Raw genomic sequence first — 20,560 nt, forward strand, 5'->3', positions numbered from 1 at the left:
TCTGGCAACTTTGAACTTGGCTTTTCTTCGTCGGTTCGATCCTTTGGTTTTCTTTGCAAGACGGCGTTGCAGCTTTGCTAGCTTCGCCTGGTTCTTGCGGAACGTATTCGGTGCAGCGACTTTCTCGCCGGTGGAGAGGATGGCGAAGTGAGTCAGGCCCAGATCAATACCTACCTTGCCGGATGCTTCAGGCTTCGCAGCCACGGCATCGTCACAGAGCAGACTGACGAAGTAGCGGCCTGCCGTGTCTTTGGAAACGGTGACGGTGGTGATTTTGGCGGCCTTGGGAATCGGGCGCGACCAGCGAATGTCCAGCGGAGCATCCATCTTCGCCAGCTTCAAGGCCGAGCCGTTCCATTTGAATGCGCTGGTGGTGTATTCGGCAGACTGCTTTCCGTCCTTGCGCCTGGACTGCGGGTAGCGGGCACGCTTGGCGAAGAAATTGCCAAAAGCGGTTTGCAGATGGCGCAAGGCCTGCTGCACCGGAACGCTGGAGACTTCGTTGAGCCAGACGTATTCGGGCTGCTTTTTCAGGGCAGTCAGGGCCGCAGACGTGGCATGGTAACCGACATGCTCTTGCCGCTGCATCCAGGCATCGGTGCGAAGGCGCAGCATGTGGTTGTAGGCAAAGCGGGCGCAGCCGAACGTGCGGGCAAGTGTCGATGCTTGCTCGGGCGTGGGGTAAAACCGGAATCGGTAGGCGCACTTGATGTCCACTTGCCCATTATTCACTTGAAAGATAGCAATTACAGAAAGGAAGCGAGAGAGGGGCACTCTGCGAGTGCCGCGCTATCCCTGCCCGGCATGAAGGCCGGGGTTCTCGCGCAATCGGATGAACCATTCCGCATCGGAGCCACGGCAGCAGTCCGTTGGTTTCAGAACCGTGGCCTCTCTGGCCTTGATTACCGTGCTGGGGCCATCCGCCATCGATATGTACCTCGCTTCCATGCCCCGCATGGCGCAAGACCTGGGCACAAGCTATGCCAGCCTGCAACTGACACTGACCGTATTCCTGCTGGCCATGGGGCTGGGACAACTCCTGTTTGGCCCGGTGGTGAATGCTTTCGGACGCAGGCGGCCCCTGCTGGCGGGTTTGCTGCTGTATGTACTGGCTTCCCTGGGGACGTTTTTAGCCCCGTCGATCGATGCCATGCTGTGGGCGCGTTTTGTACAGGGGCTGTCGGCCGCGCTGATTCTGGTCGTGGCAATGAGCACGGTGCGTGACGTGGCCAGCGGGGTGCAGGCCACCCGACTGTTTGCCCTGTTGGTCACCATTCAGGGCGTGGCCCCCATTCTGGCCCCGGCCGTGGGTGGCATCATCAATGAACAGTGGGGCTGGCGACCGGTGATGCTGGTGCTGGCCTTGCTGGGGACGCTGGCACTGCTCAATTCGGCACGGAATCTGCCGGAAACCCTGGAGCCAGCCCAGCGCATTGCCCTGCGCCCTGCCAGCATCATGCGGATTTATTTTCGTATTCTGCTCGATCGCCATTTTGGGGTACCGGCACTGGCCTTGTCGGCGGTGTTCTTCTTCCTGTTTGCCTACATCGGCGGTGCGGCCTATGTGTATCAGGTCTCCTATGGCCTGCGTTCCGACTGGTTCGGGCTGCTGTTCGGAGCAACCGGCGTGGCCATTTTGCTCGGGGCGATGGCCAGCAGCAAAATGGCAAACCACATGGGCGTTGGGCGGATTGCGGTACTGGCGGTGGGCATCATGCTGGCGGGTGTGTTGCTGGCTCTGGCGGGCACGGCCTTCGGTGCCGGTCTTTATGGCATAGTGCCGGGCATGTTCGTGGCAGTGCTGGGGCTGGGCATGGCTGAACCCGCCATCATGTCGATGGCGATGGCCTCGCAGACGCGCGCCCTTGGCTCTACCTCGGCCTTGCTGGGAGCGGGCACGCATGTGTTCGGGTCTGCCGCCACGCCGCTGGCAGGTGGGCTGTCCGAAGCGAGTGCCCTGTCATGGCTGTGGGGGCTGCTGGTGATTGCGTTATTGGCCCTGGCATTGGCTGTGTGGAGTGCCAGAGGTGTGAGAGGCCATGCGGTTGGCCTGTCGCATTGATGGCCGGGTCGGCACTGCGTCCACGATTGTTCATTCTCTTGCTTACCCGAAAAGATTCCCTCTCATGAACCACCGATCTCCCTCTGCTGAACGCATCTGCACGGCTGCACTGGAGCATTTCGCCCAGCGTGGCTATGACGGTGCATCCCTCAGCGAAGTGGCGGAAGCCGTCGGTATCCGCAAGGCCTCGCTGTATGCGCACTTCAAGAACAAGGACGCGCTGTTTCTGGAAGCACTGGCCGATGCCGTCGCCGTGGAATGGCAATTCGCACTCGATTGCTTTGCCGCCACCGAGACACCATCGCCAGAACCGCTGTCATCAGAGCAGCATGGGCCAGAACGTGCCATTCCGGGCCATGCCTACTGCGCGGCATTGCTGGAGCGGTATGCCCAGTCGGTGCATCTGCGCTTTCTGCTGCGCACGGCCTATGGCCCGCCGCTGGCACTCAAGCCCTTGATTGGCCAGCATTACGAGCCGTTCATTGCAAATATCGGGGAGTTGTTTGCACAGAGCGTCTCGCAACAATGGCTTGTGACTCCGCTGGATGCGGCCCAGACTCGCCAGTACGCACTGGCCTATGGCGGCATCGTGGAAAGCCTGTACGTTGAGTTGATCTATGCCGGTGGAACCCTGCTCGATGCCCGCCGCCAGGCACTGTGGGCACTGATGGAAGACTCGCTGCGATGGCTGGGCCAGCGCAGGCAAGGGCAATAACGTCGCTGATGGCGGCAATGCCTTGCGTCAATACCCGTACCCATCGGCCATGAAGGCCGCCTGAAGCCACACGGGTATGGTCTGGGAGCTGCTGCCGTCGAGCAATACGGCATCGAAGCGGCAGGGTGCCTGCGCGTACTGTGGATGCCGCAGCAGAAAGTGCCGCGCGGCCAGCATAATGCGCTGCTGTTTGCGGGCATCGATGCTGGCGGCCGCGCCGCCGAAGTTCCGGTGGCCACGCTGACGCACTTCCACGAAGACCAGTGTGCCGTCGGGGGCTGTGAGCACCAGATCGATTTCCCCGCCGCCGCGCCCCGGTGTCCGATAATTGCGCGTCACCAGCGTCAGCCCCTGCCGTTGCAGGAACTCCAGTGCCCGCTGTTCTGCCGCCGCGCCCCGTGCGGTGGTGGTGGCCGGTGCAGCCGCACGGCCAGTCGGCCTGGCGGTGTCGGGCGTATCGGTCGTGCCGCTGTCTGTCTTGAAGAAACGGGTCAGGAACTTCATCCATGTCATCCTTTGCAAAAGCCCTGGCGGCTGCCCACGAGGCAGCGGCGGGTCAGCATTTCCCCCCAGCCTGCCTGTACATGGTGGCCACTCCCATCGGCAATCTGGCCGACATCAGCCTGCGCGCCCTGCATGTGCTGGCCCTGGCCGACCGCATTGCCTGCGAGGACACGCGCCACACGCAGCAATTATTGCGCAGCTATGGCATCGACAAGTCGCCTGCCCAGTGGCTGGCCGTACACCAGCACAACGAACGCGAAGGGGCGCAGAAAGTGATTGCCCATTTGCGCAACGGCGAGCGCGTGGCCTATGTCAGCGATGCGGGCACGCCCGGCATCAGCGATCCCGGAGCCATTCTGGCGCAGGAGGTGCAGGCTGCGCAATGCCGCATCATGCCCTTGCCTGGGGCCAGTAGCGTGGTCACGGCCCTGAGTGCAGCGGCCTTGCCGGTGGTGGCGGGCACGGCATCGCAGGGCTTTGTGTTTGTCGGCTTCTTGCCCAGCAAGGCCAAAGGGCGCGAAGCGGCATTGGCACAGTTGCAGCATGAGCCGCGCACCGTGGTGTTGCTGGAGGCCCCGCACCGCATCGTGGAGCTGGCGCGCGCGCTGGCGGTGCTGGGTGAGCGTGAAGTGACGCTGGCACGCGAACTGACCAAGCAGTTCGAGCAGATCCAGACCCTGCCAGCCCATGCCGTGCAGCACTGGCTGGAGGCCGACCCGGTGCGGGCCAAGGGCGAGTTTGTGGTGCTGCTGCATCCCCTGCCGGGAGACGCATCGGCGCAGGATGCGGAAGTCGAAAAGGCACGGCAGATGCTGCAACTGCTGCTGGACGAAGGGCTGGGCGTGAAATCCGCCGTGCGCGTGGCCGCCAGCCTCAGTGGCTTGCCACGCAACGCGCTCTACGCCGAGGCACTGGGATTGCAGAAAACCGGGTGAACCGGCGCAAGTGGCTGGGGCACCGCGCCCAGGGCTTCATTTCAGCAATATCACGCCCCACACCGCGCTCACCATCAACAGTGCCACGGTCTGTGCGGCACTGCCCATGTCCTTGGCGTTCTTGGACAGCGGATGGTGGTCGAGTGAAATACGGTCCACCACGGCCTCTATGGCAGAGTTGAGCAGCTCCACCAGCAGACTGATGAAGCATACCGCCAGCATCAGGGCACGCTCTCCCTGACTGATGTTCATGACAAATGTCGCAATGATGAGCACACCATGCAGAACCAGCAATTGCCGAAATGCCGCTTCGTTGCGCACTGCCGCCAGAAAGCCATCGCGTGAGTAAATCAGAGTATGGAAGATGCGGGCCAGTCCGGTTTTGCCGTGGGGATATTTACCGGTTTCCGTCGGCATGGGGGATTGCATGGTGTTTCTCCTGAAGAAGTCAAACTTCAGGGAGTATGGAAAAACGCATGTCAGGAAATTGTCAAGGCCGCTTGTGGCGATAGGCAAACGACAAACTGAACCTGCTGCATTTGCCAACCGCATGTACCCTTGCCATTCCGGCCTGGATGGCGTGCCGTTGGCCTGCGGTTCCAGACGGATGCAGAAGTCGTCCACATGCAAGTATTCCGGGCTATGCATAATGCTGTTCACTTAAGCTGCGTCATTCTGGGCTTGACCCGGAATCCAGTGGCGACTTGTCAAAAGACACCTTGTTTTTCAACAGGATACGTTGTCACTGGATTCCCGCCTTCGCGGGAATGACGGGTAATTTTTCTTAATTGAACAGTATTGGGGCTATGCAGCGCGGTGCATGTGCAGCGTAAAGCGGCAGCCCTGGTCTGAACTTTCCACTTCCATGCGCCAGCCCAGATGTTCCACAATGCGCTGCACGATGGACAGGCCCAGCCCTTCGCCGCTGCTGCGCGTGCCGGCCTGAAAGCGTTGGAACTGCTGTGGGTCAATGCTGGGCGGCAGCCCTGGCCCGGTGTCTGCAATCACCAGCGTCGTATTGTGCAAGGCAATGCGCACTTCGCCCTGATCGGTGTACTGGCAAGCGTTGCGCAACAGATTCCAGACCACACTGCGCGCCAGCTCGGCATGGGTGTGGACATGGATGTCCTGTGGCGCATCCAGCACCAGCTCCACCGGTTTTCTGGCCAGATACGGCTGGCAGCGCGCCAGACATTCCTCCAGCAGCGGGAGCAAGGAGGTATCGGTTTTGGGCAGCGTCTGCGGGTCGCGCGAGAGCAGCAGCAGGCAGGCCAACTGGCGTTGCATTTCCTGCGTGGTGCGCACAATCCGCTCGCCGCTTTGGGCCAGATGGCTGTCGGCAGGCAACTGGTACACGATGGTTTCTGCCGCACCAGCGATGACCGCCAGCGGTGTGCGCAATTCGTGGCTGGCATCGCCCACAAAGCACTGCTCGCGTTGCAGGAACTGCTCCAGCTCGTTGCTGTGCTGTGAAAAGGCGCGGGCCAGTACGCCCATCTCGTCACTCGCTGCTTGAAATGGGAATGGCTTTTCCTTGCGTGCAACGGCGTTGGCCAGCCGCGTGATCGGGGCGATGACGCGCGCCGAGGTGAGCCGCCCGATCCAGAACGCACACAGGATGCACAGCACCATGATGAGTAGCGTGAAGCCTTCGATGATGCGCTCCAGATACTCGAAGTATTCGCCGTCCTGCAGGAAGTAATAACGCTGGTCGTTGAGGTCGAACACCAGCAGGTTCCACTCTTCACCCAGGCCATCGACATCATGAAAGCCCAGTGGGTACTGGCGCAGCTTGTCGGGCACGGTCAAGGCATCGTAAAACTTTCGCCCTTCGGGCACGACCAGCGGTTGGCCTTGCTTGAGCGTGGCTTCCAGCCACTGCGTTTCATTGCGCATGCTCTCGGCAAAAACGTACTCTTCGATCCACTCGTAGGCAATGTGCACGGCCGCGCCCACAAACAGCATGACCACGGTCATCAACAGCACAAACGAAACGGTGATGCGCGTTTTGAGCGTCATCTGTGAGCGGATGAATTTCATGTCTGGAGCTTTTCGCTACTTCTGGGCCTGCTCGGTCACTGGCAGCGCAACTCCGCGCAGACGCAAACCGATGCCATGCACCGTTTCAATCAGCGCAGATGGGAAATGCTTGTCCACCTGCTGGCGCAGATCGTGGATGTGGGTGCGCAAGGCACCGCCTTCCGGTGGCTCGTCGCCCCAGATCAGGTATTCCATTTCCTGTTTCTTGACCACGGCTGGCGCGGCGCGCACCAGACACAGCAGCAGCTTGTGCGTGGTGGGCGTGAGGCCGATGGGCTGGCCCTGCCGCCATGCCTGTGGCGCACGGGTATCCACCTGTAGGTCTGCCCATGCCAGCGTGCCCTCTACCTGCCTGCCCTGGGCGCGGCGCACCAGTGCCTTGATGCGTGCGTCCAGCTCCTTGAGGGAAAAGGGCTTCACCAGGTAATCATCGGCACCCAGCTCAAAACCCTGCACGCGGTCTTCCACCGGGTCGCGGGCGGTCAGCATCAGTACCGGCACGGCGTTCTGGAACTCCTGGCGCAGCTTGCGGCACAGCGTCATGCCGTCCAGGCGCGGCAGCATCAAATCCAGCACGATGGCATCGTAATCATTCTGCGTGGCCATGCGCAATCCCGTCGCGCCGTCGCGTGCGTCGTCCAGCACATAGCCCAGCGGCTCGAAAAAGCCGTACAGGTTGGCCACCAGATCGGGGTTGTCTTCAATGATGAGCAGGCGTGTCATAGGCGATTTGCATCTTAACAACTTCCTGACACGCGCTTTTTGATACTGCGCGCACTTTTCATTGTCTGGAGATTGCGCGTGTTTCGACGTCTGACTTCCGTGCGGCTTCACCCGGTGCAACTGACCTGGGTGGCCGCGCTGTTCTTCACCACCATCGGCAACTTTGTTCTGTGGCAAACGCTGTGGTCCAGGGTGGAGGTGAACGGCCTGCACAACCTGCTGTTTTTCATCAGCCTGCCGGTGTTCTTCTTCTGCCTTTTCAACCTACTGCTCACACCGGTACTGGCCTTGCCGTATCTGCGCAAACCGCTGCTGGCCTTGCTGGTGGTCATCAGTGCCAGTTGCAGCTATTTCATGCTGCACTACAACGTGCTGATTGACCGCAGCATGGTGCAGAACTTTTTCGAGACCAACCAGGCCGAATTTGCATCGTATTTCTCCATTCCCCTGCTGCTCACCATTCTGGCACTGGGCGTTCTGCCTGCGGCGGCAATGCTGTGCCTGCGCCAGCGAAACGATGGCAAGCCCATGCAGACGGTGCTGTGGTGGCTGGGCAATGTGCTGGTGACGCTGGCCGTGCTGGCTCTGGTGACCATGGTGTTCTACAAGGACTATGCCTCGCTGCTGCGCAACAACCGGCAGATCATGCACCAGATGCTGCCTTTCAACTTTGTGCGCAGCACCCACAGTTACCTCAAACGCCAGTATGGTGCGCAATCGCAGCCGTTGCGAACGGTGGCCGAAGATGCCACACGCCCTGCAACCGCTTCTTCCGGGCGACCCAAGCTGGTGGTGGCCGTGGTGGGAGAAACCGCGCGGGCGCAGAACTTCCAGCTCAACGGCTATGCACGCGCCACCAACCCGTACCTGTCGCAGCGCAATGACATCATCAGCTTTCAGAGCGTTTCATCCTGCGGCACCGCCACTGCCATTTCACTGCCCTGCATGTTCTCGCGCCTGACGCGCCCGGAATTTGACGATGTGCGTGCCGCCACCGAAGAAAACCTGCTCGACATCCTGCAACGCACCGGTGTGCACATACTCTGGCGCGACAACAACAACGGTGGCTGCAAGGGCGTATGCGAGCGCGTGCCCAGCGACGACATGCCCACCCTGAAGATTGCCGGGCAATGCGTGAACAAGGACGGCACCTGCTATGACGATGTGCTGCTGCACCAGCTTGGCACACGCATTGATGCCATGCAGGGCGATGCCCTGATCGTGCTGCACCAGTTGGGCAGCCACGGGCCAACCTATTTCGAGCGTTACCCGGCAGCAGACAAGGTTTTCAGCCCCACCTGCGACAGCAACCAGATTCAGAAGTGCAGCAACGAGGAGCTGACCAACACTTACGACAACACCTTGGTCTATACCGACCGCATGCTCAGCCAAACCATTGACCTGCTGCAAGGCTATGCCGAACAGCGTGACGTGGCCATGATCTATGTATCCGACCACGGCGAGTCGCTGGGCGAACGCGGCATGTACCTGCATGGCACACCCTACATCATCGCGCCCGACGAACAAACACAGGTGCCCATGGTGATGTGGTTCTCGCCCGCCTTTGCGCAAAACACCCGCATCGATCTGGCGTGCCTGCACACCAACGCCCGCAGCAAAGACTACAGCCACGACAACTTCTACCACTCCATGCTGGGCTTGTTTGGCGTAGAAACCAGCGTGTACCGACCGGGGCTGGATTTGTTTTCTGCCTGCCGTACCCCATGAGAAGATCGTGAACAGGTTCTTATAGGCTACCGCTGGCCGGACGGGGTTGATGGCAGGTGATCTGCTGGTGTGCCACGCTGGCCAGCAGGGCATCCGGGGCATGTTGCGGGGCGATCTCATGCAGCGGCACCAGCACGAAGGCGCGTTCGGTCATGCGCGGATGGGGCACTTGCAGGCGCGGGTGGTCGATGCGTTCGTCGCCATAGAGCAGGATGTCCAGGTCGAGGGTGCGCGGGGCGTTCGGGTAGGGGCGGGTGCGTCCGGCGGCCAGTTCCAGGGCCTGAAGCTGGTCGAGCAGTTCCAGCGCAGGCAAGCCGGTGCAAATGTGCGCCACGGCATTCAGGTAGTCCGGGCCGTGGGAGTCGATGGGGGCCGTGCGGTACAGCGAGGAGGTTTGCAGCAGCCGGGTGTGTGGCAGTTGCCCCAGTGCGCTGATGGCTTGCAACAGGCTTTGCCGGGCATCTCCCAGATTGCCGCCCAGTGCGATCCAGGCATCCACACAGCTCTGGCTCATGGTGTGCCTGTTGCGCTGGAATCGTCTGCGGCAGGAGCATCTTGGGGGGCTGCCGTGCCGCTTTCCCCTGAGCTGGCATCGGCACTGCGCTTCCTGCGCCGACGGCGTTTCTTGGCGGGGGAGGCTGTGTCCGGCTCCAGGGCTGCTGCGTCGCCAGCCTCGTGGGCCGGAGCCGGAATGTCGATGCCTGCTTCTGTCGGCATGGCCGGTGATTCTGTGGCGACCTTGGGTTTGCGCTTGCGGCTGCGGCTGGTTTTCAGGCTGCCGGGGGGCGTTTGCTCTTTGGCTTGCTGAAGCAGGTCGAACTGCGCGTCGGCATCGGCCTGGCTGAAGGTTTCCCACCATTGCACCAGTGCGGCATCCACTTCGCCCGCATGGCTGCGCAGGCGCAAAAAGTCCAGCCCGGCGCGAAAGCGTGGCTGCTGCACCAGACTGTGAGGTGCGCGGCCTGCCCGTTTCTCGAAGCGCGGCTGCATGGTCCAGATTTCGCGCATGTCGGCGGCCAGTCGGCCCCGGCCCGAGACATCGCCGACGCGCCGCTCAAAGGCTTCGTCGATGGCCTGTTGCAGCGCGGGGTGGGCCGGTTGGCCTTCGTCCTGATGCAGTCGCCAGAGTTCGCCGACATCCTGCCAGAGGATGCAGGCGAGCAGAAAGCTGGGGGCCACGGGCTTGCCTTCGGCCACACGGCGGTCGGTATCGGCCAGGGCCTGATGGATGAGAGGCTGATGCTCGCGCTCCACGGTCAGGTCCAGCAGCGGGTAGATGCCATGCTCCAGATGCAGCTTGCGCAACTGGGCAATGGAGGCCAGCGCGTGCCCGGTTTGCAGCAGCTTGAGCATTTCGTCGAACATGCGGCTGGGCGGAATGTCGGCAAGCAGCCCTTGCAGTTCCTTCAGCGGCTGGGCGGTGCGTGGCTCCAGCGCGAAGCCCAGCCGGTCGAGCTTGGCCACAAAGCGGATGGCGCGCAGAATGCGCACCGGGTCTTCGCGGTAGCGTGCGGCCGGTTCGCCGATCATGCGAATCTGGCGTTTTTGCGAGTCGGCAATGCCGTGGTGAAAGTCCACCACCACTTCGGTGATGGGGTCGTAGTACATGGCATTGATGCTGAAGTCGCGCCGTGCGGCATCTTCGGGCAGGGTGCCCCAGACGTTGTCACGCAGCACGCGGCCGTTGGCATCGACGGCGTGCTGCACGCCTTCCAGGGCCTTGCGGTTGGTTTTTTCGTTGCCGCTGACCTTGCTGGCGGCGGTGTTGTCCAGGAAGGCGCGGAATGTGGTGACTTCGATGACCTCGTGCTCGCGCCCGCGCCCGAACACGACATGGACGATGCGGAAGCGTCGCCCGATGATGAAGGCGCGGCGAAACAGGGCCTTGACTTCTTCCGGCGTGGCATTGGTGGCCACATCGAAGTCCTTGGGGCGCAGGCCCAGCAGCAGATCGCGCACTGCGCCGCCGACGATGTAGGCTTCGTAGCCGTTGTCCTGCAAGGTGGAGACGACTTCCAGTGCGCGGCGATCCAGCAGTTCGCGGTCGATGCCGTGTACGCGCAGGGGTACGTCCTGGCGTTCGCCGAATGGGTTGGACGGGGGGCGGCTGCCGGCTGCCGCTGGGGATGCGACCTTGCCCAGCAGGCGGTGAATCATTGTTTTAATCATGGGATTGGGGGGACTGGAACAGCTCCAGAACGCGCCAGCCCTGGCGCAGGGCGTGCTGGCGCAGGGTGTCGTCGGGGTTGGTGGCCACCGGCAGGTTCACTTGCGAGAGCAGTGGGATGTCGTTGTGCGAGTCGCTGTAGAAGGTGGTGAATACATCGCCCCAGTCCCAGCCGCGTGCCTGCAACCATTCGTTCATGCGCAGCACCTTGCCTTCGCGCGAGGAGGGGATGCCGTCGATGTGGCCGCTGTACCAGCCGGTGGGGTCGCGTTGCAGGTTCACGGCCAGCAGGTTTTCCACCCCCAGCCGACGGGCAATCGGGGTGGTGATGAAGGCATTGGTGGCGGTGATGATGACGATTTCGTCGCCTGCCCGGCGATGCTGCTCCAGCAGCTCCAGCGCGGCGGGCCGGATGGCCGGTTCGATCACTTCCCGCATGAACTGCTGGTGGGCCAGTGCGCTGGCAGCTTCGCCCCGTGCGCGGATGGCTTCGGTGGCAAAGTGGATGTAGTCGTCCAGATTCAGGGTTCCGGCGCGGTATTGCGCCAGGAATTCGGCATTGCGGCGGGCGAATGCGTCGGCATCCACCCAGCCAAGGCGGCATATGAACTGCCCCCATTCGTAGTCCGAATCCAGTGGCAGCAGGGTGTGATCGAGGTCGAACAGGGCCAGCCGGGGGACAGGCTGGACATCGGACGGTGAGGGGGCAAGTGGGGCAGGAGAGGTCTGGGGCTGCATGTGGAAGGATAGTGGGCGATGGTGGCCCTGACGGTTGGCTCTGGCAACATCCGGGTTCGGGGGCCAGAGCGTGCGGGCTAAATACCGGCATGATGCACTGGAGAATGCCGCACGGCTTCACATTCTCGCAAAAAAACGGCAGTCCAATACGGCCAATTCCGTGTTCTGCGCCCTATTGCGGCTGTGTCAGGGCATATCGTGCAGCATTTGCTTGAGCATGGGGACGCTGATGCCGCGCTGGGTGCGCAGTGCGTAGGCATCAAGGCGGGCCAGCAGTGTGGTGAGGTTGTTGAGGTCTCGGGCGAAGTGCGTCAGCAGATAGTGCGAGACTTCGTCGCTGAGGTGCAGGCCGCGCTCTCGCGCCTGGTGTTGCAGCACGCGCTTGCGGGCCTGGTCGTCCAGCGGGCGCAGTTCCCAGTTGAAGCCACCGATCAGGCGCGAGCGCAAGTCGGCGCGTACGGGCAGGGCGGCAGCGGGCATTTGGCCGGTCGCCACGATCCAGCGGGGATTGCCGCTGGCCGGGTGGGCGGCATTCACGAACCAGTTGAAGGCGATTTTCTGCTGGCGTTCGCTGTAGGTGTGGATGTCATCGAACAGCACGGCCACCCAGTTTTCGTCGAATTCGATACCGGCCCGGGCGCGCCCCAGATGCCGGCCAGAGTCCATCCAGCCGGTGCGCAGGCCGTGGCTTTCCAGCAGCAGTGCAATGGATTGCAGCAGGTGGGTCTTGCCAGTGCCTTCGGTGCCCCAGAGATAACAGGGGATGAGTGGGTCGGATGCGGCGGGGGCGGTCGGGGGCAGGTCAATCAGGGTCTGGGCTGTTTTTTCCAGGAATGCCTTGGCCTCCGTGTTGCCCTCGGCGCAGAAATGGCTGAAATCCGGTTGTGGAGCCAATCCGATATTGAGGGCCAGTTGCTGTGAGGACATGGAACAAAGGGGTGATTTCAAGTGCGCGGTCGGATTGAGACGGGTGGGCAGGCCCGCAGAAAATTCATGTCTCCAGAGGATTCGCCGCGCTTTTGCGTGCTTTCACGGGGGCAAGTGGCAGGCGTGTCACGACAGGCTTTAGAATCTGGCAATTCTATATGCCAGTGTGCGCCTGGGCAGGTTTTCAGGCACATTCGTGCATGATTTGATTACTTCCAAACGATTTCAGAAAAGCATGTCTTCCTCTCCCACCCCGATTACCTACAAAGACGCAGGCGTTGATATTGATGCAGGCGACGCGCTGGTCGAACGCATCAAGCCACTGGCTCGCAAGACACTGCGCGATGGCGTGCTGGGAGGCATTGGCGGTTTCGGCGCACTGTTCGAAGTGCCCAAACGCTACCAGGAGCCGGTGCTGGTCTCGGGCACGGACGGTGTGGGCACCAAGCTCAAACTGGCCTTTGAGTGGAACATGCACGATACCGTGGGCATCGATCTGGTGGCCATGAGCGTCAATGACGTGCTGGTGCAAGGGGCCGAGCCGCTGTTCTTCCTTGATTACTTTGCCTGCGGCAAGCTGGACGTGGACACGGCCGCTGCGGTGGTGGGCGGCATTGCGCGCGGCTGTGAACTTTCCGGTTGCGCACTCATCGGGGGAGAAACTGCCGAGATGCCCGGCATGTATCCCGATGGCGAATACGATCTGGCCGGCTTTGCCGTGGGAGTGGTGGAAAAAAGCCGCATCCTCACCGGCAAGGACATTCAGGTGGGCGATGTGGTGCTGGGTCTGGCCAGCAGCGGCGTACACTCGAACGGCTTCTCGCTGGTACGCAAGTGCCTGACACGGGCGGGCAGCCAGATTCCGGCCACGCTGGATGGCAAGCCCTTCCGCGAGACCATCATGGAGCCGACGCGCCTGTATGTGCGCAGCATCCTCAAGGCATTCGAGCAGCACCCCATCAAGGGATTGGCACACATCACCGGTGGCGGTTTGCTGGAAAACATTCCGCGCATCCTGCCCGATCATCTGGCCGCACACCTCCATGCCGATGCCTGGCCGCAGACCGAGCTGTTTGCCTGGCTGCAAGATACGGCAGGCATTGACGGCCACGAGATGAACCGCACGTTCAACAACGGCATTGGCATGGTGGTGGTGGTGGCCGCCGACCACGCGCAGGCGGTCGCAGACACCCTGCGGGCACAGGGCGAAACCGTCTATGCCTTGGGAGCCATTGCCGAAAAAGGCGACCAGAATGCCGTGCTGATCCGCTGAATGCCATGTCTGCCATGCAGTGCTTTCTGATTTCAGGCACAGTGATGGCAGACCTTGTGGCCATTTTGCGGGGCGGCCTTTGCTCCCGCTGTTTCTTCTTCCATTTCGCCGTCGCATGACCGACACTGCTGCTCCCCGACCTTCAGGCCACGCGCAACGCGACAGCCATGTTCCCATGGCCGTGCGCATTGCCAGTTTTGTGCTGATGGGTCTGGGGTTGCTGCTCATCATGCTGGTGGGAATCCTGCCGGGGCTGCTGGCCGCCTGTCTGGGATTTTTGCTGGTGCGGGGCATTCATACGCTGCTGGTGCATCTGTTGCTGCGCTTCTGGCATCACCCGCCTGCGCGTCTGATGCGCTGGTCGTCCAGCATTGCCAGCATTGTCGTGATTCTGGCTCCGCTCGGGGTGCTGGCACTGGCATTCACCCACTACCGCAGCTACCTGATGACGGCCCCCCATCAGTTCTCGGAACTGACCGAGTATGTGGCGCGTACGATTTTGCAGTTTCGCCAGAATCTTCCCCCTGAACTGGCATCGATGCTCCCGGAAGGGGCCGAAGAAGTGCAGAAAAGCGTGGCCTACTACCTGCTGACCAAGGCGGGGGTTCTGGCCAATGCCGGGCGCATCTGGCTGTTGGGCTTTCTCTATGCTTATGTGGGCTTGCTGATCGGGGCCTTGGCGGCCAATCGCAGTCGCAGCTATCGGCCCGCTCCATTGGTGGATGCACTGAAACTGCGCGCGCACCGTTTTGGCGAGGCATTCCGGCAAATCGTCACGGCCCAATTCTGGATTGCGAGTTTCAATACCTTGCTGACCGCCATTTTCCTGCTGGGCGTTCTGCCGTTGTTCGACCTGCAATTGCCTTACACGCCGGCATTGATTACGCTGACTTTTCTGGCGGGCCTGATTCCGATTGTTGGCAACCTGCTGTGCAATGTGGTCATCACCATTGTGGGGCTGTCGGTATCACCCATGACCGCCTTCGTGTGTCTGTCGTTTCTGGTGCTGATTCACAAGGCCGAATATTTCATCAACGCCAAGGTGGTCGGCCAGCGTACCCATATTGCCGTCTGGGAATTGCTGGCCATCATGTTCATCAGCGAGGCGGTGTTCGGCCCAGCCGGACTGGTGGCCGCACCGCTGTTTTATGCTTATCTGAAGAAGGAACTGGAAGCGGCCTCGCTGGTATAGGCGAATAGGCAAGGCACTGGAGCTTCTCGGGATTCATGCTTCTGCCAGCAGGCGCAGCAGGTACTGGCCGTAGCCGTTTTTGGCCAAGGGCTTGGCGAGTTTTTCGAGTTGTGCGGCATCGATCAGCCGTTTGCGAAACGCAATTTCTTCCGGGCAGGCAATTTTCAGGCCCTGGCGTTTTTCCAGGGTGGCAATGAACTGGCCCGCATCCAACAGGCTTTCGTGGGTGCCGGTGTCCAGCCAGGCGTAGCCACGCTGCATGATCTTCACACCCAACTCACGCTGGCGCAGATAGTGGTCATTGACGGAGGTGATTTCCAGCTCCCCCCGCGCACTGGGCTTGATTTGTCGAGCAATTTCCACCACTTGGCTGTCATAGAAATACAGGCCCGTCACGGCGTAGTTGCTCTGGGGAACGGCGGGCTTCTCTTCAATCGAAATGGCCGTTCCTTCCGGATCGAACGCCACCACGCCATAGCGTTCGGGGTCGTTCACATGGTAGGCAAACACGGTGGCACCATGCGTCTGCGCATTGGCCTGGGCCAGCAGCCGCTCCAGATCGTGGCCGTAGAAAATGTTGTCGCCCAGCACCAGGGCACTGGGGGCACCATCCAGGAATTTTTCGCCAATCAGAAACGCCTGTGCCAAGCCATCGGGGCTGGGCTGGACGGCATACTGGAACGATAACCCCCATTGGCTGCCATCTCCCAGCAGTTGTTGAAAACGCGGGGTGTCCTGAGGGGTGCTGATGACGAGGATTTCGTCGATGCCCGCGAGCATCAGTGTGCTCAGCGGGTAATAGATCATGGGCTTGTCATAGACGGGCAGCAATTGCTTGCTGATGGCCAGGGTGGCCGGGTGCAGGCGTGTGCCGGAGCCGCCAGCCAGAATAATGCCTTTGCGTTTGCTTGTCATGGGGAAGCTGCCACCGAATAAGTGGCTTGGAGATGTTGGGGGAATATCGCCACTGGATTGGCGAAACAGAATATCCTAAAAATCAGGGCGATAAAAAAACTACCAAAGCGTTGATTGAATATGCCCTGGTAGTTTTTGATGAAAATATTTTGATTTTCTGCGCTGATTGGAAATAGAGGATTTTCTGAATATCAGCGGCCGGTGGAAATAAGGGAGCGTTTGAAGCGAATTTCCTCGATTTTCATGCCACCGATAATAGCGGTCTTGGCACTTTCGTCTTCGCGCTCGAAACCGGCAGTTTCATGAAACTTCAGGGCGCGTTCATTGCGCAGGGGCACCCAGGAGGTGACATTGGTACAGCCTTCTTCATGCAAGCCTTCACGGGCGGCATTCCAGAGCACTGCGCCTACGCCTTTGTTCCAGTGGTTGGGGGCGATATAGATGGCCCAGATTTCGCCAGTGGTGGGGCGGGTCTTGGCATCGCGTGAGCGATCGAAGCCGACAAAGCCCACGATCTTGTCGTTCTCGATCGCCACCTTGACCTGTGGTTCGCAGTATTCGATCGCCTCGCGCCAGTAGGCCACACGCTTTTCCAGAGGAACCGATTTCAGGTGTTCGTCCGGTACCAGACCTTTGTAGGCTGCCTGTACGGCAGCGGCATGGATTTGGGCAATGGCTTTTGCGTCACGCAGCGTGGCTGCACGGATCTGGATGCTGGACGACATAGTCTGTTGTTTGGAAAAATCACAGGTGGAATAAAGAGCAGCCCATCTTTTGATCGAGTCTGGAGCTGTTTATGCCGCGACACATTTGCCAGACCGAGTTCAGGATGAACTTGAAAGTGGCGTATTGTCACCCGTTGGTTCCAGAATGGCAAGAGGCTTTTGACAGTCATGGTGCCTCTGGGGGCAGGTTTTGCCATTCGGCGAAAACTATGCTAATGGGTGCGATGGCGTTTCGCTCAGCGGCTATTTGGCATGACCATCTGGCATTTGGTTTAAATTCCGACAAATCCGAAAGGAATAATGCGGATGCCAATAGGTGTGGGTTTGCACAGGCATCCTCTGCAAGCGGCCAATGCGAGAGGACGTGTGCCGTTTTCAGAACCTGTTCACGATCTCAGACCGAGAAGCTGGAGCCGCAGCCGCAGGTGGTGGAGGCGTTGGGGTTCTTGATGACGAACTGCGCGCCTTGCAAGTCTTCCTTGTAGTCGATCTCCGCGCCCAGCAGGTACTGGTAGCTCATGGCATCGATCAGCAGCGACACGCCGTTCTTGGTCATGGTGGTGTCATCGTCGTTGGTGATTTCGTCGAAGGTGAAGCCATATTGGAATCCGGAACATCCGCCGCCCTGTACGAAGACGCGCAGTTTCAGATCCGGGTTGCCTTCTTCGGCAATCAGATCGGCCACCTTGGCCGCAGCGGCATCGGTGAAGACGATGGGGGTTGGCATGGCAAAGGTGGTGTCGGTGGATGCAGTGGCGGTCGCGGTGGCAGTCATGGGGGTTCTCCTGAGGTCTGGAATGGCGAGAAATGGTTGTTCAGAAAGCTCCCTGCGTCACAAAATGTGTGCGCAACAAGACGATTCTGTTTCCATTGCAATGGTAGGCCAAAATGCCAAAGATTGCACTGGACGTGGGTTTGGATATGCGCGGCCCCTTCAGGTTCCATGCGACTGTAGTGCATGCGCTGGCTGGCCAGTGGCGGGGCATGGCTTGGCCGTGGTGGTGTTTGTTGCCGTAGAATATTCCGTCGCCTGGGAAATGTCCCGTATAGGACAGCCCCAGGCTCTGTTTTCTGTTTACCACAAAGGACAAGGTCGCTTTGGGCACGGCATGTCGCTGGTGCGCGCAGCGGCTGTTATTCATGGCCACCAATTTTCTGACCAAGCTATTCGGCAGTCGCAACGACCGGCTGCTCAAACAGTATCGCAAGACGGTAAGCCGCATCAACGCGCTGGAGCCGGAACTGGAAAAACTCAGCGACGCCGAGTTGCAGGCCAAGACCCCGGCATTCAAGGAACGCCTGGACAAGGGCGAGACGCTGGATCAACTTTTGCCCGAGGCTTTTGCCGTGGTGCGCGAGGCTTCGCGCCGGGTGATGAAGATGCGCCATTTCGACGTGCAGCTTGTCGGTGGCATGGCCTTGCACTACGGCAAGATTGCGGAAATGCGCACGGGCGAGGGCAAGACCTTGACTTCCACGTTGCCGGTGTACCTCAATGCCCTGAGCGGCAAGGGCGTGCATGTGGTGACGGTGAACGATTACCTGGCCCGGCGCGATGCCCAATGGATGGGACGGCTCTATGGCTTTCTGGGCCTGGCGGTGGGCATCAACCTGCCCGGCCTGCCCAAGGAAGCCAAGCAGGAAGCCTATGCGGCCGACATCACCTATGGCACCAACAACGAATACGGCTTCGATTACCTGCGCGACAACATGGTCTATGAGGCGCGCGAACGCGTGCAGCGCAGCCTGAACTATGCGATTGTGGACGAGGTGGATTCCATCCTGATTGATGAGGCGCGCACGCCGCTCATCATCAGCGGCCCAGCCGAAGACAACACCCAGATCTATCTGGTGATGAACGGCATTGCTCCCATGCTGACACAGCAGGAAGGCGAAGCCGATCCCCGCACGGGCGAGGGTGTGATTACACCGGGCGACTACACTGTGGATGAGAAAGCCCGCCAGGTTCACCTGACCGATCAGGGGTACGAGACTGCCGAGCGCATTCTGTCCGAGAAGGGGCTGCTGGCCGAGGGAGCCTCGCTGTACGACCCGGGCAACATCATGCTGGTGCACCATCTGTATGCGGCCCTGCGTGCCCATACGCTGTTCAATCGCGATGAGCACTATGTAGTGCAGAACGGTGAAGTGGTCATCGTTGATGAGTTCACCGGGCGTTTGATGTCGGGGCGGCGTTGGAGCGATGGCCTGCACCAGGCTGTGGAGGCCAAGGAGGCCGCGCACATCCAGGCAGAAAACACCACGATGGCTTCCATCACGTTCCAGAACTATTTCCGCATGTACGGCAAGCTGTCGGGCATGACGGGAACGGCGGATACCGAGGCTTACGAGTTCCAGGAGATTTACGCGCTGGAGACGGTCATCGTGCCGCCCAACCGCAAGAGCCTGCGCGACGACCAGCTGGATCGCGTGTACAAGACCACCCAGGAAAAATACAACGCAGCGATTGCCGATATTGACGAGTGCCACAAGCGGGGCCAGCCGGTGCTGGTGGGCACCAGTTCCATCGAGAATTCGGAGATCATCTCCCGCCTGCTGGATCAGGCTCAACTTCCCCATCAGGTGCTCAATGCCAAGCAGCACGAACGCGAGGCCGACATCATTGCCCAGGCAGGCCGCGAAGGCATGATTACGATTGCCACGAACATGGCCGGGCGTGGTACGGACATTGTGCTGGGGGGCAATATCGAGAAGTTGCTGGCAGCCATCGAAGCCGATGAAAGCCTGGATTCCGCACAGAAGCAGGCACGGCTTGCCGAAGCCCGTGCGCAGTGGGAAAAGGACAACGCCCATATCAAGGAACTGGGCGGCTTGCGGGTCATTGCCACCGAGCGGCACGAGTCGCGCCGCATCGACAACCAGTTGCGCGGGCGTTCCGGTCGCCAGGGCGATCCCGGTTCATCGCGCTTCTATCTCAGCCTTGACGATCCGCTGATGCGCATTTTTGCGGGCGATCGGGTGCGGGCCATCATGGATCGCCTCAAAATGCCTGAGGGCGAGGCCATCGAGGCAGGCATGGTCACGCGCAGCATCGAGTCGGCCCAGCGCAAGGTGGAGGCGCGCAACTTCGACATCCGCAAACAGTTGCTGGATTACGATGACGTGTCCAATGAGCAGCGCAAGGTCATTTACACCCAGCGCAACGAGATTCTGGATGCCGCGACCGTCAGCGACATCGTGGCTGCCATGCGTGAATCCACGTTCACCGATCTGGTGTTGCGCCATGTGCCAGCCGAAAGCATGGAAGAGCAGTGGGATCTGGTTGCTCTCGAATCCGAACTGGACAAGGAATGGGGTCTGCAACTGGGATTGGCCCAGCAGGTGCAGGCTTCTGAAAGCATCACCGCCGAGGATATTCTGGAGCGTGTGCTGACGGCAGCCAACGAACACTACGCGGCCAAGGTGCAATTGGCGGGCGCAGAGTCGTTCAACAATTTCGAACGGGTGGTGCTGCTCCAGACCATTGATACCCAGTGGCGCGATCACCTCAGCGCATTGGATTACCTGCGCCAGGGCATCCACCTGCGCGGTTTCGCGCAGAAGCAGCCCAAGCAGGAGTACAAGCGCGAGGCATTCGAGCTGTTCCGAGGCATGATTAACGCGGTCAGCGTGGAAGTGACACGCATCATCGTGCGTGTGCATGTGCAGGACCCGGCCCAGGTGGCAGAAGCTGCACAGGCACTGGAAGAGACAGCCGAGGCCATCAACCAGCGTGCCTTCGATGCCAGCACCAGTGATGGTGCCGAGGGAGCGGCCGTCGCTGCTGCCGACGTGCCGCGTGTGGGCCGCAATGACCCTTGTCCCTGTGGCAGTGGCAAGAAATACAAGAATTGCCACGGCCAGTTGAGCTGAAGCAACAAGGCCCGCTTGGGCCTTGTTGCTTGGATTCTTGCAG

At 60.6% G+C, this 20,560-nt stretch carries 19 protein-coding genes; 7 read left to right on the plus strand and 12 right to left on the minus strand.

Going from position 1 to position 20,560, the window contains the following annotated elements:
• On the minus strand, nt 1-732 hold a 732-nt coding region (locus BUE21_RS09590), incomplete at its 3' end, for an RNA-guided endonuclease InsQ/TnpB family protein (protein ID WP_234971111.1).
• 100 nt (nt 733-832) lie between these two features.
• Here BUE21_RS09590 and BUE21_RS09595 point away from each other — a divergent pair.
• Nucleotides 833-2,062, plus strand: a complete 1,230-nt coding sequence (locus BUE21_RS09595; RefSeq protein WP_073356468.1) for a Bcr/CflA family efflux MFS transporter — start codon at nt 833-835, stop codon at nt 2,060-2,062.
• A gap of 64 nt (nt 2,063-2,126) precedes the next feature.
• Nucleotides 2,127-2,777: a TetR/AcrR family transcriptional regulator gene (locus BUE21_RS09600; RefSeq protein WP_073356469.1), complete on the plus strand. Its 651-nt coding sequence runs from the start codon at nt 2,127-2,129 to the stop codon at nt 2,775-2,777.
• 27 nt (nt 2,778-2,804) lie between these two features.
• Here the strand turns inward: BUE21_RS09600 and BUE21_RS09605 are convergent, their stop codons facing one another.
• The gene (locus tag BUE21_RS09605) at nt 2,805-3,281 is read right to left on the minus strand and encodes a YraN family protein (protein WP_084523131.1); all 477 of its coding nucleotides are present in this window, start codon (nt 3,279-3,281) and stop codon (nt 2,805-2,807) included.
• Between the two features lie 2 nt (nt 3,282-3,283).
• Here BUE21_RS09605 and rsmI point away from each other — a divergent pair, with 2 nt between their 5' ends.
• Nucleotides 3,284-4,216, plus strand: a complete 933-nt coding sequence (gene rsmI / locus BUE21_RS09610; protein WP_073356470.1) for a 16S rRNA (cytidine(1402)-2'-O)-methyltransferase — start codon at nt 3,284-3,286, stop codon at nt 4,214-4,216.
• Between the two features lie 36 nt (nt 4,217-4,252).
• Here the strand turns inward: rsmI and BUE21_RS09615 are convergent, their stop codons facing one another.
• From BUE21_RS09615 to BUE21_RS09625, 3 genes are all read right to left on the minus strand, one after another.
• Nucleotides 4,253-4,645: a diacylglycerol kinase gene (locus BUE21_RS09615; protein WP_073356471.1), complete on the minus strand. Its 393-nt coding sequence runs from the start codon at nt 4,643-4,645 to the stop codon at nt 4,253-4,255.
• 375 nt (nt 4,646-5,020) lie between these two features.
• Nucleotides 5,021-6,256, minus strand: a complete 1,236-nt coding sequence (locus BUE21_RS09620; RefSeq protein WP_073356472.1) for a sensor histidine kinase — start codon at nt 6,254-6,256, stop codon at nt 5,021-5,023.
• A gap of 15 nt (nt 6,257-6,271) precedes the next feature.
• On the minus strand, nt 6,272-6,979 hold the full coding sequence (locus BUE21_RS09625; RefSeq protein WP_073356473.1) for a response regulator transcription factor: 708 nt from the start codon (nt 6,977-6,979) through the stop codon (nt 6,272-6,274).
• A 78-nt stretch (nt 6,980-7,057) separates the two neighbouring features.
• Here BUE21_RS09625 and eptA point away from each other — a divergent pair, with 78 nt between their 5' ends.
• Nucleotides 7,058-8,707: a phosphoethanolamine transferase EptA gene (gene eptA, locus BUE21_RS09630; RefSeq protein ID WP_073356508.1), complete on the plus strand. Its 1,650-nt coding sequence runs from the start codon at nt 7,058-7,060 to the stop codon at nt 8,705-8,707.
• 19 nt (nt 8,708-8,726) lie between these two features.
• On the opposite strand, the gene folK is transcribed toward eptA, so the two are convergent.
• From folK to BUE21_RS09650, 4 genes are all read right to left on the minus strand, one after another.
• Nucleotides 8,727-9,221: a 2-amino-4-hydroxy-6-hydroxymethyldihydropteridine diphosphokinase gene (gene folK, locus BUE21_RS09635; RefSeq protein ID WP_073356474.1), complete on the minus strand. Its 495-nt coding sequence runs from the start codon at nt 9,219-9,221 to the stop codon at nt 8,727-8,729.
• Nucleotides 9,218-10,876 (minus strand): polynucleotide adenylyltransferase PcnB, encoded by a 1,659-nt coding sequence (gene pcnB, locus BUE21_RS09640; RefSeq protein WP_073356475.1) that lies wholly within the window; start codon nt 10,874-10,876, stop codon nt 9,218-9,220. The genes folK and pcnB overlap by 4 nt, the downstream gene beginning before the upstream one ends.
• Nucleotides 10,869-11,612, minus strand: coding sequence for an HAD family hydrolase (locus tag BUE21_RS09645; RefSeq protein ID WP_073356476.1), 744 nt, complete (start codon nt 11,610-11,612; stop codon nt 10,869-10,871). The genes pcnB and BUE21_RS09645 overlap by 8 nt, the downstream gene beginning before the upstream one ends.
• 186 nt (nt 11,613-11,798) lie before the next feature.
• The gene (locus BUE21_RS09650; RefSeq protein WP_073356477.1) at nt 11,799-12,539 is read right to left on the minus strand and encodes an HdaA/DnaA family protein; all 741 of its coding nucleotides are present in this window, start codon (nt 12,537-12,539) and stop codon (nt 11,799-11,801) included.
• Between the two features lie 235 nt (nt 12,540-12,774).
• Between BUE21_RS09650 and purM the strand changes: the two genes are divergently transcribed.
• Together purM and BUE21_RS09660 are read left to right on the plus strand one after the other, a co-directional pair.
• Nucleotides 12,775-13,812 (plus strand): phosphoribosylformylglycinamidine cyclo-ligase, encoded by a 1,038-nt coding sequence (purM, locus tag BUE21_RS09655; RefSeq protein ID WP_073356478.1) that lies wholly within the window; start codon nt 12,775-12,777, stop codon nt 13,810-13,812.
• A 175-nt stretch (nt 13,813-13,987) separates the two neighbouring features.
• On the plus strand, nt 13,988-15,004 hold the full coding sequence (locus BUE21_RS09660; RefSeq protein ID WP_073356479.1) for an AI-2E family transporter: 1,017 nt from the start codon (nt 13,988-13,990) through the stop codon (nt 15,002-15,004).
• Between the two features lie 33 nt (nt 15,005-15,037).
• On the opposite strand, the gene rfbA is transcribed toward BUE21_RS09660, so the two are convergent.
• From rfbA to erpA, 3 genes are all read right to left on the minus strand, one after another.
• A complete protein-coding gene (rfbA, locus tag BUE21_RS09665) occupies nt 15,038-15,919 on the minus strand; it encodes a glucose-1-phosphate thymidylyltransferase RfbA (RefSeq protein ID WP_073356480.1) in 882 nt (293 codons plus the stop codon).
• 191 nt (nt 15,920-16,110) lie between these two features.
• Nucleotides 16,111-16,644, minus strand: coding sequence for a GNAT family N-acetyltransferase (locus tag BUE21_RS09670; protein WP_073356481.1), 534 nt, complete (start codon nt 16,642-16,644; stop codon nt 16,111-16,113).
• A 394-nt stretch (nt 16,645-17,038) separates the two neighbouring features.
• On the minus strand, nt 17,039-17,419 hold the full coding sequence (gene erpA, locus BUE21_RS09675; RefSeq protein WP_073356482.1) for an iron-sulfur cluster insertion protein ErpA: 381 nt from the start codon (nt 17,417-17,419) through the stop codon (nt 17,039-17,041).
• Nucleotides 17,420-17,784: 365 nt separating this feature from the next.
• On the opposite strand from erpA, the gene secA reads away from it, so the two are divergent.
• A complete protein-coding gene (gene secA, locus BUE21_RS09680) occupies nt 17,785-20,517 on the plus strand; it encodes a preprotein translocase subunit SecA (protein ID WP_073356483.1) in 2,733 nt (910 codons plus the stop codon).
• Nucleotides 20,518-20,560 lie beyond the last annotated feature (43 nt).

The sequence above is a fragment of the Lampropedia hyalina DSM 16112 genome (assembly GCF_900129055.1).
GTDB lineage: Bacteria > Pseudomonadota > Gammaproteobacteria > Burkholderiales > Burkholderiaceae_C > Lampropedia > Lampropedia hyalina.